Here is a 12,846-nt window from a genome sequence, read left to right on the forward strand (position 1 = left end):
TTTATTTATATCGATCTTGCAAATGTAAGAGTAGAATTAATAAGTCGATCGTCTACTTCCTACTCTATGTCTTTTTATTCGCGTCTCAAACGGTATGCGATCGGGCCATCTCTCCCTACTAGTGCTGCTAGTCAAGAGCGGCTGAGTATCCCGACTGCCTTAGCTGTGTTGTCTTCCGATGCACTTTCCTCAGTTGCCTATGCTACCGAAGAGATTTTACACGTCCTCGTCTTAGCAGGTAGCGGCGTATTGGGGCTGTCACTACCCATTGCTCTAGGAATTATCGGGCTGTTGGTAGTTGTAACCCTTTCCTACCGTCAGACGATTCGTGCCTATCCATCAGGGGGTGGTGCTTACACCGTCGCACGGGAAAATTTAGGACTTTATCCAGGTTTATTGGCAGCAGCAGCTTTAACGATCGATTACATCTTGACTGTTACCGTCAGCATCGCCGCAGGTATTGCCGCGCTCACCTCGGCGGTTCCCAGCCTGTATCCTTTCACTGTCGAGCTTTGTCTGCTGGCGATCGTTTTTATCGCCCTGGCTAATCTGCGGGGTTTGCGCGAATCTGGTCGATTGTTCGTCGTGCCAACTTATGTTTTTATCGTCAGCATCTTTGTCTTGATTTTAGTGGGTTTAGTGCAAGGGAACAGCCCGACAACGATCGCACCTAACATGCCAGTAAAAGAATCTCTGAGTGTCTTTTTGATTTTACGGGCATTTGCCGCAGGTTGTACTGCGATGACTGGGGTAGAGGCAATTTCTAATGGAGTATTAGCATTCCATCCGCCGGAGTGGAAAAATGCCCGTTCGACATTGCTAATTATGAGTGGGTTGCTAGGTAGTATGTTCTTGGGCATTACCTATCTCGCCAACGTTCGTCAGATCGTGCCTGTAGATGGACAAACCGTGGTTTCCCAGCTAGGGCGACAGATTTTCGGGAACGGTTTTTTTTACTACTTCCTGCAAATTGCTACATTACTGATTCTGGTTTTAGCTGCCAACACCAGCTATGCGGATTTTCCGCGCTTGGCTTCGCTGTTAGCTCGCGATCGGTTTTTACCGCGACAGTTGATGCTGCAAGGCGATCGATTGGTTTTTTCTAATGGAATTTTGCTACTGAGTTTACTAGCTGCTGTGTTGATTGTTGTATTTCGCGGTAATGTAAATGCGATTATTCCCCTATATGCCGTTGGGGTATTTACGTCGTTTACCCTCTCGCAAGCGGGAATGGTAAGACACTGGTTTAGAACTAAGGAACGGGGCTGGCGCACCAGTGCGGTAATTAATGGTTTGGGCGCAATAGTGACGACGATCGTGTTTACTATTATTGTTAGTACCAAGTTTGTCGAAGGAGCTTGGCTAGTAACGATTTTAATTCCCTTAGTGGTTTGGATATTTCTGATAATTAGGCGACATTACCACAGGATGAGCGAACGGTTGCAAATTACCGAACTAAACCACGATCGCTATCCCCTCCGCCCGCAGATCGATACAATCTCCCATCCTGCCGTTTTATTAGTAGGAGGAGTGCATCGCGGTACGATCGAAGCCTTAGACTATACCCGCAGTATTGCCGATGAAATTGTTGCCGTTCATATCGATGTTAATAATACCGATCGATCCTCAATTCAGCAGCAGTGGGAAAGTGTAGAACCAGACATTCCGTTAATCATTCTCGATTCGCCTTATCGCTCGATCGTCCAACCATTGAGTGAATTCGTACACAATTTTGAGATCGCCCATCCCCATACTTTTTGTACGATCGTCATTCCAGTCTTTGTTACTCGTCATTGGTGGGAAAACCTGCTTCACAATCAAACCATCTGGTTTCTCAAATCTGCCTTGCGAGAAAACCGCAGCCGAATTATTACCACTGTTGAATACTATCTTTAGGTAGATCTATGATCCAGCACCATCCTCTGACAATCGCCCAGCTCAAAGCCAAGCTATTGAGTATTCGCCAACCCCATCGAGAACACAGCCAAGGCTTAAATGCCTCAGAAAAGTTAGCATTAGTTATCACTCAAAGAGTTGGGACGATCGGATTTTTCTTTATTATCCTAATTTGGACGGTTGTGTGGATCGGCTGGAATACGATCGCACCAGTTTCACTCAGATTCGATCCTTTTCCGGCTTTTGTTCTCTGGTTATTCCTATCCAATCTCATTCAAATCATGCTAATGCCACTAATTATGGTCGGTCAAAATGTCCAGAGTAAATTTGATGGCATCAAATCTCAAGCAGACTACGAAGTTAATATCAAAGCCGAGCAGGAAATCGAGACAATATTACAACACTTAGAAAATCATCAGCTTGCTTTAGATGAAATTAAGGAGCTACTGAAATCTAGAAAAACACCTGAATAATTGATTAATAATGGGGCATTATTGCCCCCTTAAATTAACTAGACTTAGCCTCATCAATACGTTTGTTGAGTAACCCTAAGCTAATACCAGCAATCAGTAAACTTAGTAACTCTATTTTAAGTGCGCCAATAAATGTATTCCCTCGAAAACTATTGAAGATATCCCACAGAGCATGAAGTGATACTGCGGTCGAAAAAGCTACCATCACTTGCCAATTTAATCCCGTGTGTCCACTTCTTAACCTTTGCTTCCACAACACGGCACAGACAAGCCCCGTCCAAGCTGCATGTCCGGCGGGAGAGAACACACCACGAGCGAATAGGACGCTATCGAGTACCAATAAATTTCCCCGCGATTGTAACAGCGTCACGAAGGCATATCCCATCGTCTCCATTGCCGCAAAACCCATTGCCGAAGATGTACCTAGTAAAATTCCTGTGGCTTCAGAACGCAATCGACCTCTAAAATAGAATCCTAGTGGCAAAATTAATTTAGCACCTTCCTCAATTAACCCCACCGCCAGCATCGGCAAAAACCCTAGTGTTTCTAAAACATTAAATTCTAAAAAACCTGCAACTACAACACCGACGGCTCCGCCCCAAAGAAAACAAATAAACATTTCGGGAATAGCTGCTTCCCAATTTGGCAGAGTTTCGTAGAGATAAGTGATAAAAGTAATCGGTATTAAAAAAGATCCCAGTAAGATAATAGTAGGGATAAGATTGAGATTATTAGTAATTGATAGTACCCGCTGCATTGCATAAAGCAGTAATAGCCCAATTATGAATATTTGTAGCCACTTGTATCTAATGAATCTCATCACAGTGCTTGTCGTTAAATTACTTGTATAATACTAGCTAAATCTCAACATTGAGATCTTCAATTTGTTAAGAAAATATAAACTTGCCAAACTTGACTAGTTCTTGACATTTACAATCTATGCTTGGTAGTGAATAACTCTGTTGATGTCATGGCGATCGACTAATTACCTAATTTGCGGAACTTTTTTATTAGTTTCACATCAGTATTAGTAGTAATAACAGGATCGCTAATCCTCATCGTTACCCATAGCTGTGGGAAAGTCAATCGAGTTTCGATCCCTAACAACACTATGATAATTGTCAATAATATGTTTGCAACAAAACTTACACTTTTAACCGATCGAATTGCTAAAATTCCAGGATTGCGGGTATGGTCTAAATTCAAATCTAGTATGTCAGCTCACGATCGTCACCAACTAGCGAACCACTACTCGACTGTTGAAGAAATTGATGATGTTCCTCCTTATGATGACCCTTTATATTAATTTAATTAGGTCAATTTCTAGATTTTGTGGCAATAACATGGCGAAGTAAATATAGAAACATCGCCATGTTAATCGAGAAAACTAGCAACTTGAGGACTGTAATACCTCTAATTAACTCAAATATTTCTGGAGGGATGCTAATCCCGACTAATCCTAATACTAGTAACATTGCCCACTCTTTTTCGTACCACAATCCGATCGCCTCGATTGCTGTTACTAAAGCATATACTCCAGCCACAATTCCGCTCAATTTTAAGCTGTTTGGCGCGATGGTTAAAAGTTTATTTACCAACCATTTAACGATGAATAATTTAGTGCTGAGTAGGTAGGAGCTAGAAAACTCTGCCAGCTCCTCATGATTCTTCATGACAAATATCGCCGCGATCGCAGTGATGAAAAGCAAAGTAGCTACAAAGCATTTATAAAGTACGATTAGTCGTAAAGCAGTCGGACGTTGTTTCTTCATAAAGTTAACTTTGTTGGTGAGATATTTTTCATTACCCTATAGATTAGGAGCAGCTTATGTCTGAAAGATTAGGGCCGGAACCCCATGAATTTCAAGAGCAAGTTTTAGAGGCGATCGCAGAAGTTAAGACCGAACTTGATACTGAAGTAGCTAATGAAAATTTAGAACATAAATGGCTCAAATGGCTTGGTGTATCTACAGCTATTTTATCGAGTACGGCAGCCGTTGCCGCAATGTTGGGCGGATACTATGCTAACGCGTCATCAGTATCCCAGTCGCAAGCAAGCGACAGATTGACTCAATTTCAGGCTAACTCGATGAAACGCCATGTAGATGAGTCTGTGATTATTATGCTTACAGCTCAACAAAAACCTGTTCCCAATACCATCAAGCAAGATCTAAATAAATTAGCACGCGATCGGGTGAAAATTAAAGCCGATGCAACTACATTACAGGCAATATCTCAATACGACTTACGCCAGCACAATTATTTTTCTTACGCGATAACAGCCCTGCAAGTGGGAGTTTCGTTAAGTGCGATCGCGGTAATTGCCCGCAACCGTCGGATTTGGTACTTGGGCATGGGGTTAGGTACAGTTGGTATTGCTTTTATGATCTTTGCCGCAGCCTCAACGAGTATAGCTGCTCCGATTCTTGCTATTCCTCAGTCAGTCAAAAAATAGTCGAAAAATATTTTGAAGCACTTACAATTAATAATCTATAGATCGGTAACAACTAAACCAAAATAATTATTAATTTAAGAGTAGTCACTAAAAGTTAAGAACTCATCAAGTCTAAAATATTTTGAAACCAAAGAATGTTCTATCTTTTCTAGTTCTTGACAATCGATCTATATACTGCTTGCAAGCAGAGGATAAGCCAGTCGAGCGACCGATTCGATCGAGACAATCCGATCGTGTCGGCTCTTTGCTCTGACCCCGATCGTTCGATTCTCCAGAGGAGAGGCTTCGCCAACGACAGCCTCTGGCAGTAACTGATAAACTCGATCGGCTACTTAGTTAAGTAGTTAGAATTGACTCGATAAGTTTTGCCCCTGCAATAAACTGCAAAAAGATAACAATAACGCATGACTTTGAGCAAACGAGTAGGAGATCTGAAAATTAAAGACCAGATCTCACAGAACGATATTGTCCGCTACTTGCACCAGTTATTTGAAGCTCAAGCGGATAGATGTCCCTTTGCCCCAGCTATTGACAATTCGCTAGGGGCGATGCAGCTTGAATGTGGTGGCATCTTCACCTATGGAGAAGTGGAAGCGAAATCGAATCAACTCGCCCATTATTTGCGCCGTCGCGGTGTGGAGTGCGGCGCGCGGGTAGGATTATTAATACCTCGATCGCCAGAATTATACATCGCCATTTTAGCGATTCTCAAGGCTGGCGGAGCATACGTGCCCCTAGATACCTGAGTTCGATGAGGCATAGCCTCATCGAACTCAGATGTGACAACATGTTCAGCTTAATAGCAAATTTTATGTAAATTTTGGCACGATAAAACCCATCATTAAGATGATTAATGATTGAAAATATTGAGTTAAGTTAATAAATAAATAATCGGCTAAATAGGAACAATACTAAAGAAGTTTTGAGCAGGCTCATCTAGCTTCAAACTCGGCTTTTTAGGTTGATGAGTATAAGCAATTAATGCTGTAATCAGATTTAGCATGAAATTATGCAAGCTCCGATGGCGAGAATGGACTAAATAACAAATATTTTTTAACTGGTCATTTACCGTTTCAATCAGCGAGCGTTTCCGAAGTGATATTTTGTCATCCATCAAGATGAGCTTGTTTTTCATATTAGATTTTAGTGGCGTAATTAGCTGCAATCCTTTATTTAATAATTCTTCAAATAGTTCTTTCTTAATATATCCTTTGTCTCCAAATATTTTTCCTGATATTCCCTGTGTCATTGATGGCAAATGTGTGCGGTCATCGACATTGCCAGGTGTGATTTTGCAGCTTAATATCTCTCCGCAATCATTAATAATTAAATGAAGCTTGAATCCAAAGTACCATCCCATAGAACTCTTACTCAGCTTGGCAGTTTCTTTGAAAACCTTATTTCTTTTAATTCTTTTTGGGTGACAAACTGGAATAGCCGTGCTATCCACGAAACTAATTCCAGTCACCTTACCTTGACGAGAGTTGAGATAATAAAGGCAAGCTATTAAAACATTTGGCATCAACTCCACCATTCTATTGTAACTAACCAACTTTGGAAAATAATCAGTTAAGTTTTGACAAACATTTTTGAGGTAATAATCCTTAAATGTTCGATAGCTTGACTGATGGAAATGAATAGAAATAGTCATGACCTCGCTCAGTGATAGGCCGCAGCGTTTTGGTAAGCTATTACCGTTGGCAGGGAAAGATATTGATGAAAAAGTTGCTAGCCAATCTTGGCAGAAATCATCTATTTCACAAAATAGTTCGGTTAAGTCCATCATCTAAGTGTGGTTTTCTAATATATATATTAATTTAACCAGAATCAGAGATTATACATAAGGGTTGCAATGCTATTTGTACTTTTATTTGCCGACCGCTCCTCAGAACTTTTAATAACTTATTAATTGTTAATTATTTGTAATTATCGATCGACGTTTTACTTCCAAGTCATTATCAATAATCAAAGCTTATTGATAATGACTTGGAAATATCTCATTTTAATAATTGATGTTTATGACTCAAGCACAGTCAGAGACTTGATTTGATGATGAGGCACAGCCTCATCGAACTCAGGTTAGATCCTGAATATCCAGCCGATCGAATCGATTATATTTTGAGTGATGGTGGAATTGAAACAATCCTCACGATCGAGGATTTAGCTCAAGAAAAAGCAATTGGGGTAGTCAATGTTATTTGTGTCGATCTTCAGGCGGGGGAAATAGCCCTAGAATCTACCCAGAGACTAGATCGCCACCTTGTATGTACGACCGAGCGCGATTTGAGCTATGTCATTTATACATCAGGTTCGACGGGCAGACCCAAGGGTGTCGAGATCGAACATCGTAGCAGTACCAATTATATTCAGGTGGTAAATGAGTCTGTTTATCAGATTCAGCCTCACGATCGCGTCTATCAGGGATTCTCGATCGCCTTTGATGCGTCGGTAGAAGAGGTCTGGTGTACCTTTGCCGCTGGTGCGACCTTAGTTGTCGGCTCGGTAGAACAAACCCGTTCGGGGGTCGATTTAGCCCAGTTTTTGACACAGCAGCAGGTCACGGTGCTATCTTGCGTTCCTACCTTACTAGCGATGATGGAGGTAGAAGTACCCACGATTCGGTTACTAATTTTGGGCGGCGAACAATGTCCCCAGGAATTGATATCTCGCTGGTGCAATCCCCAGCGACGAGTATTAAACACTTACGGGCCGACGGAAGCAACGGTAGTCAGTACTTATCAAGAATGTCATCCCGATCGAGTCATCACCATTGGCAAAGCTTTACCAACTTACTATGTGTATATTTTAGATGAAGATTTCCAATTATGTCCGCCTGGAGTCGAGGGGGAAATTTATATTGGTGGGATCTGTTTAGCGCGAGGTTATGTCGGTCGTCCCGATTTAACCGCCGAGAAATTTATCAATTTAGATGAATCTAAATCGATGAGAATTATCCCAAATCGCTTATATAAAACCGGAGATTTAGGGAGTTGGAATGATGATGGTGAGATCCAATTTTTAGGTCGGATTGACGGACAGGTCAAATTGCGCGGCTTTCGGATCGAACTCTCAGAAATCGAATCGGTCATCATGCAATGTGCGGGAGTGAGTGCGGCGGTAGTTGCCGTGAAAAAGGTCGCAAACATCGACAGGTTGATTGCCTATCTAGTCCCCAAGCAGAGTTTAGCAGAATTAGACTTAGGCGGAATTTATGAGACAATGCGCTCGCGGCTGCCTGCCTATATGGTACCGACAAGTCTGGAGATATTAGCATCTCTGCCTACTTTGCCGAGTGGGAAAGTAGATCGCAAATCTCTACCCGACCCCCAAAATATCGGCGTTAATTTCCAGAGCAGTAACGGTCGCCAAGCAACGAATGAAACTGAAAGTAAGATCGCTTTTATCTGGTCGGAAATATTAGGTATTAGTGACATATCGATCGATGCTGATTTCTTTCAGGAATTGGGCGGACATTCATTACTAGCGGCGATCGTTATTTCCAAGCTGCGAGAAAATCCTCAATTTCAAGATTTAGCCGTACTAGATATCTATCAACATCCAACTGTTGCTAAACTTGCCACAGCATTGGCAGATCGCCAGCAACATCCAACCTCAACCCAGCATGGAGAAACGCGCGAACGCCCGACCGCCAAAGCACATCCTAGCGGACATGTTTGGACGATTTTAGGAATTTATGTGCTTTACTTTATCTATAGCACTCCGATCGTCTTACCTTTTTCTGTCTTTGATATTTTGTATGATGATGGCTGGAACAAATATGCTGCATTAGCTCTATCCGGGATCGTACTTTTATCGATCCAGCCAAGTTTACTCCTGATTAGTATTGGCTTGAAATGGTTGACGATCGGTAAATACAAGGCTGGTAGTTATCCGCTGTGGGGCAACTATTATTGGCGATTTTGGTTTATGCAGCAAGTACATAAACTGGTATCTACCGAATATCTAGCTGGCTCTCCGTTATTAAATACTTATTACTGCTTACTGGGTGTGAAACTCGGTCAAAATGTTTATCTGGGGGGAATCGAACTAGTAGCAGCCGATCTAATTACCATTGGTGAAAATACGAGTATCAATGATGGTGCTAGTTTGGTCGGATATGAAATAGTCGATGGCAGGCTGAATATTGGTAATATTACGATCGGGCGCGATTGTTTTGTCGGCTCGAATACGATGTTAGGACTGCATACCCAACTAGTAGATCGATCGCGAATTGACGATTTATCTTATCTAGGTAATGGTCTGAATATTCCGGCTGGAGAGGCATGGATTGGTTCGCCAGCCAAGTTAGATCCCAATACTAGCAGTCAGATTGACGAGCTGTTAACTCCTGTACCTAAGTGCGGAAATTTATTAAAACTGGGTTATTTAATCGGCTCAATCGCTGTCTGGTTAGTTCCCTTTATTTCAGCAATTCCAGGCTTTTTATTGTGGCAAGAATTACTCAAGGAACTCGAAATTGATGAATTATTACTTCCAGCAGCAATTTTAGGTAGCTTCTCCTTTGTAGGCATATTTTGCCTTCAAATTTTACTTTACAAATGGATTCTGCTGGGTCGAATTAAACCTGGTAATTATCCAGTTTATAGTAGTTTTGGATTGCGAAAATGGTGGATCGATCGATTGATGAGTATGAGTTTAGATATGATGCCAACGCTCTATTCTACGCTCTACCTGCTGCCCTGGCTGCGAATGTTAGGGGCGAAAATTGGCGCGCGGACAGAAATATCTACGGCGACTAATATTACACCCGATTTACTATCGATCGGATCGGAGAGTTTTATCGCCGATACGGTATCTTTAGGTGCGGCTAAAGTCGATCGAGGATGGATGGAATTAGCCCCAACGAGAATCGGCTCTCAAACCTTCGTGGGTAATGGTGCGCTCATTCCCGCACACAGTACGATCGCCGATAATTCTCTGATTGGTTGCCTTTCGATTCCGCCTGTGGGCGATACACCCATGCAACCAGATACCGCGTGGCTGGGTTCTCCAGCGATCTATATTCCCCACCGTGAAGTTATCGATAGCTATGAAGAGGCACAAACTTATAAGCCACCCCGCTATTTATATGCCATCCGACTGGCGATCGAGTTTTTGCGCGTTACACTCCCAGGGAGCATCCATTTTATCGTTCTCTTTACCTTAGAAGTCGGATTGACGGTAATCGCCGATGCCAATTCAAGTTGGGAGTGGGATTTAGCGATCTGGGCGGCAGTTTTTCTCTGGTTTCCGTTCTGTTATTTCCTATTTACCGCACTTTCTACCTTCTTCGTCATCGGCTTAAAATGGTCGATCGTCGGTCGCTATCGTTCCGGTACTATTCCCTTATGGAACAGCTTTATCTGGCGTACAGAGTTGATTACGGGGCTGTACGAAGCGATTATTGTGCCTGGATTCTTGTTCTTTCTGCTCGGTACGCCCTTCGCACCGATGCTGTTGCGGTTGCTGGGGATGAAAATTGGGCGCAATGTTTATATCGAAACCACCGATTTTACCGAATTCGATCTGATTACGATCGACGATAACGTGATTCTCGATCGGGATTCTACGCTGCAAACTCATCTATTTGAAGATCGGGTGATGAAATTGGGCAAACTCCATCTCTATCCCCGCGCTCAAGTGGGTAGTTGGGGGATGATTCTCTATGATACCGTTTTAGAACAGGACGTACTCATTCAACCGATGTCATTAGTGATGAAAGGTGAAAAATTGCCTCCTGCCACTACTTGGCAAGGTATCCCAGTGACTCGTAGTTACGATTAGATCTTAGGCAAACTATACATGCAAAATCAAAATTTACTAAGCTGTAAAACATCTAAACCACATTAACTGAGTTGCCTTTATCCTTTGAATTTTGCTCCCATTTTACGAGCGATTTTCTTTCGTTTAGTAAATTATTGATTCGATAGATTTTGAGTAAAAACCTAGATTGATATGCAACTAAACTTCACACATTTGCCTAGTTTACCGACCCTAATTCAGACCTTTGGTTATCCATTAGTTTGGTCGATTGTTTTTGCTGAATCAGGTTTATTAGTCGGTGTGTTATTACCTGGTGATAGCCTACTGTTTGTGGCGGGATTTTTATGTTCTGTACCCAATACGCCGCTAAATATTTGGGTGATGACATTTGGGTGCTTTGTTGCAGCATTTTTAGGTGATAGTTTCGGCTACTATTTTGGCAAAAAATGGGGTCGTAAATTATTCGACAAGCCTGATTCTAAGATATTCAAGAAGAAGCATCTACTCGCGGCTGAAGAGTTTTTCGATCGTCAGGGTAAAGTCGCCCTTATTCTGGCTAGATTTATGCCCTTCGTTCGTACATTTGCGCCGATTGTTGCTGGAATTGCTGCGATGCGTTATGTAACATTCATTCAATACAATGTATTGGGCGGATTTGTGTGGGCGGTAGGGTTAAGTTTCCTTGGCTACTTTATCGGCGGAGCTATCCCGCCCGAACAACTCGATCGTTATTTGATTCCGATTACTTTGTCGATTATGTTTATTTCTCTGTCTCCATCTATGTTCCATCTCTGGAAAGCGAGACAGGATCGGCAATAGATCGTTAACCCGAACTTCAGCTCTCAACTCAATAATCACTAAAACCCTCAGTTATAACTCGATCTAAATGTCAAACAGCTTACCGCCCCTCTCTCGTGCAGAAGGCACTGCTTGGGGCAAAACACTTCGAGGTCAAGTATCGAGATCGAGTCATGGAGAGTGGCAACCTGCCCCCCATCGCCCCGATCCGATCGCCATGCTAGAGAAATCCAACCAGGGCAGATTACCAGAATTAGTGCCGATTCGGTATGGGCGGATGCTGGTGTCTCCGTTTACGTTTCTGAGAGGGGCAGCCAGTCTCATGGCATTCGATCTGAGTGAAACTCCTCAGACTGGTATCAAAGTTCAGACTTGTGGCGACTGCCATTTGTCTAATTTTGGCGGCTATGGCACTCCAGAACGAAATCTCGTTTTTGATGTCAATGACTTTGACGAAACTCTGCCAGCACCCTGGGAATGGGATGTAAAGCGTTTAGCCGCCAGTATTGTGGTCGCGGGTAGATCGCTCAAATTTTCAGATAAAATCAGTCGGACAGCGGTACTCGCAGCGGTACGATCCTATCGCGATCGCCTGAATGAGTATGCCCAAATGACTGCGCTAGATGTCTGGTATGCCCATATTGGGGTTGAATCTCTGCTGACATTTACCGATCGTGCCAAAGAGCTGAAGAAACTCAAAACAGCAGTGGAGAAAGCACGAGCATTAAAGCCAATGCTGGAACTGGACAAATTGACGGAAACGATCGCCGGAAAACGCCGTTTTATCGACAATCCGCCCTTAGTTTTCCATCCATCGCCTGAAGATCCCTTGACCGCAGAAATGTTATCGGTTTTTCATAAATATCGCCAAACTCTCCGCGATGATTCGCGCACTTTACTAGACCACTATCACATTGTTGATGTGGCGATGAAAGTAGTGGGGGTGGGCAGTATCGGTACCCGCTGTGGTGTTGCCCTATTGGTGACGGCAGATAACGACCCCTTATTTTTGCAAATTAAGGAAGCTCGTGCCTCGGTACTGGAGCCTTATGTCGGGAAAAGTACTTACCAGAACCAAGCACAACGGGTAGTAGCAGGGCAACACTTGATGCAAGCAGCCAGCGATCTCTTCCTTGGTTGGACGAAGGGCGATAGTGGGCATGACTTCTATCTGCGACAACTCCGAGACATGAAATTTTCGATCGAGATTGAAGGCATGTCCGAGGCGGATTTGAGTGGCTATGCCCATCTATGTGGTTGGGCACTGGCGCGGAGTCATGCTCGATCCGGAGATCGATTCGCCATCAGTGGTTATCTCGGTCGAAACGATACATTCGAGCGGGCGATCGCCGATTTTGCCGTTATTTATGCCGACCAAAACGACCGAGATTATCAACAATTAGTTGATGCAGTCAAATCGGGGCAGATTCAGGCGATCGACGAATAAATATAGCAACGGAT

11 protein-coding genes are annotated in these 12,846 nt (G+C 43.0%); 8 read left to right on the top strand and 3 right to left on the bottom strand.

Features of this window, described 5'->3' with window-relative positions:
- Positions 1 to 66: 66 nt before the first annotated feature.
- The gene (locus tag CHA6605_RS09125) at positions 67 to 1,896 is read left to right on the top strand and encodes an APC family permease (protein WP_015159179.1); all 1,830 of its coding nucleotides are present in this window, start codon (positions 67 to 69) and stop codon (positions 1,894 to 1,896) included.
- Positions 1,897 to 1,904: 8 nt separating this feature from the next.
- Positions 1,905 to 2,369, top strand: a complete 465-nt coding sequence (locus tag CHA6605_RS09130; protein ID WP_015159180.1) for a DUF1003 domain-containing protein — start codon at positions 1,905 to 1,907, stop codon at positions 2,367 to 2,369.
- Positions 2,370 to 2,403: 34 nt separating this feature from the next.
- Here the strand turns inward: CHA6605_RS09130 and CHA6605_RS09135 are convergent, their stop codons facing one another.
- Positions 2,404 to 3,126, bottom strand: coding sequence for a PrsW family intramembrane metalloprotease (locus CHA6605_RS09135; RefSeq protein ID WP_198288470.1), 723 nt, complete (start codon positions 3,124 to 3,126; stop codon positions 2,404 to 2,406).
- 372 nt (positions 3,127 to 3,498) lie between these two features.
- Between CHA6605_RS09135 and CHA6605_RS09140 the strand changes: the two genes are divergently transcribed.
- Positions 3,499 to 3,675, top strand: coding sequence for a hypothetical protein (locus CHA6605_RS09140; RefSeq protein ID WP_232432235.1), 177 nt, complete (start codon positions 3,499 to 3,501; stop codon positions 3,673 to 3,675).
- 10 nt (positions 3,676 to 3,685) lie between these two features.
- On the opposite strand, the gene CHA6605_RS09145 is transcribed toward CHA6605_RS09140, so the two are convergent.
- Positions 3,686 to 4,141, bottom strand: a complete 456-nt coding sequence (locus CHA6605_RS09145) for a DUF2127 domain-containing protein (RefSeq protein ID WP_015159183.1) — start codon at positions 4,139 to 4,141, stop codon at positions 3,686 to 3,688.
- Positions 4,142 to 4,197: 56 nt separating this feature from the next.
- Between CHA6605_RS09145 and CHA6605_RS09150 the strand changes: the two genes are divergently transcribed.
- Positions 4,198 to 4,824 (top strand): DUF4337 domain-containing protein, encoded by a 627-nt coding sequence (locus tag CHA6605_RS09150; RefSeq protein WP_015159184.1) that lies wholly within the window; start codon positions 4,198 to 4,200, stop codon positions 4,822 to 4,824.
- Between the two features lie 404 nt (positions 4,825 to 5,228).
- Positions 5,229 to 5,570, top strand: a complete 342-nt coding sequence (locus tag CHA6605_RS09155) for an AMP-binding protein (RefSeq protein ID WP_015159185.1) — start codon at positions 5,229 to 5,231, stop codon at positions 5,568 to 5,570.
- A 149-nt stretch (positions 5,571 to 5,719) separates the two neighbouring features.
- Here the strand turns inward: CHA6605_RS09155 and CHA6605_RS09160 are convergent, their stop codons facing one another.
- Positions 5,720 to 6,607: an IS982 family transposase gene (locus tag CHA6605_RS09160; protein ID WP_015329006.1), complete on the bottom strand. Its 888-nt coding sequence runs from the start codon at positions 6,605 to 6,607 to the stop codon at positions 5,720 to 5,722.
- A gap of 266 nt (positions 6,608 to 6,873) precedes the next feature.
- On the opposite strand from CHA6605_RS09160, the gene CHA6605_RS09165 reads away from it, so the two are divergent.
- From CHA6605_RS09165 to CHA6605_RS09175, 3 genes are all read left to right on the top strand, one after another.
- Entirely contained in the window at positions 6,874 to 10,608 is a 3,735-nt protein-coding gene (locus CHA6605_RS09165) for a Pls/PosA family non-ribosomal peptide synthetase (protein WP_015159186.1), read from the top strand.
- A 171-nt stretch (positions 10,609 to 10,779) separates the two neighbouring features.
- Complete coding sequence (locus CHA6605_RS09170) at positions 10,780 to 11,406, top strand: DedA family protein (protein WP_015159187.1); 627 nt, start codon at positions 10,780 to 10,782, stop codon at positions 11,404 to 11,406.
- A 67-nt stretch (positions 11,407 to 11,473) separates the two neighbouring features.
- Entirely contained in the window at positions 11,474 to 12,832 is a 1,359-nt protein-coding gene (locus tag CHA6605_RS09175) for a DUF2252 domain-containing protein (protein ID WP_015159188.1), read from the top strand.
- Positions 12,833 to 12,846 lie beyond the last annotated feature (14 nt).

Origin of the sequence: Chamaesiphon minutus PCC 6605 (assembly GCF_000317145.1) — a bacterium.
Classification (GTDB): Bacteria; Cyanobacteriota; Cyanobacteriia; order Cyanobacteriales; family Chamaesiphonaceae; genus Chamaesiphon; species Chamaesiphon minutus.

What these genes read in the sequence shown, in the direction of transcription:
- CHA6605_RS09125 (WP_015159179.1), top strand. Translation starts at nt 67, where the DNA reads ATGTCTTTTTATTCGCGTCTCAAACGGTATGCGATCGGGCCATCTCTC.
- CHA6605_RS09130 (WP_015159180.1), top strand. Translation starts at nt 1,905, where the DNA reads ATGATCCAGCACCATCCTCTGACAATCGCCCAGCTCAAAGCCAAGCTA.
- CHA6605_RS09135 (WP_198288470.1), bottom strand. Translation starts at nt 3,126, where the DNA reads ATGCAGCGGGTACTATCAATTACTAATAATCTCAATCTTATCCCTACT.
- CHA6605_RS09140 (WP_232432235.1), top strand. Translation starts at nt 3,499, where the DNA reads ATGTTTGCAACAAAACTTACACTTTTAACCGATCGAATTGCTAAAATT.
- CHA6605_RS09145 (WP_015159183.1), bottom strand. Translation starts at nt 4,141, where the DNA reads ATGAAGAAACAACGTCCGACTGCTTTACGACTAATCGTACTTTATAAA.
- CHA6605_RS09150 (WP_015159184.1), top strand. Translation starts at nt 4,198, where the DNA reads ATGTCTGAAAGATTAGGGCCGGAACCCCATGAATTTCAAGAGCAAGTT.
- CHA6605_RS09155 (WP_015159185.1), top strand. Translation starts at nt 5,229, where the DNA reads ATGACTTTGAGCAAACGAGTAGGAGATCTGAAAATTAAAGACCAGATC.
- CHA6605_RS09160 (WP_015329006.1), bottom strand. Translation starts at nt 6,607, where the DNA reads ATGGACTTAACCGAACTATTTTGTGAAATAGATGATTTCTGCCAAGAT.
- CHA6605_RS09165 (WP_015159186.1), top strand. Translation starts at nt 6,874, where the DNA reads ATGATGAGGCACAGCCTCATCGAACTCAGGTTAGATCCTGAATATCCA.
- CHA6605_RS09170 (WP_015159187.1), top strand. Translation starts at nt 10,780, where the DNA reads ATGCAACTAAACTTCACACATTTGCCTAGTTTACCGACCCTAATTCAG.
- CHA6605_RS09175 (WP_015159188.1), top strand. Translation starts at nt 11,474, where the DNA reads ATGTCAAACAGCTTACCGCCCCTCTCTCGTGCAGAAGGCACTGCTTGG.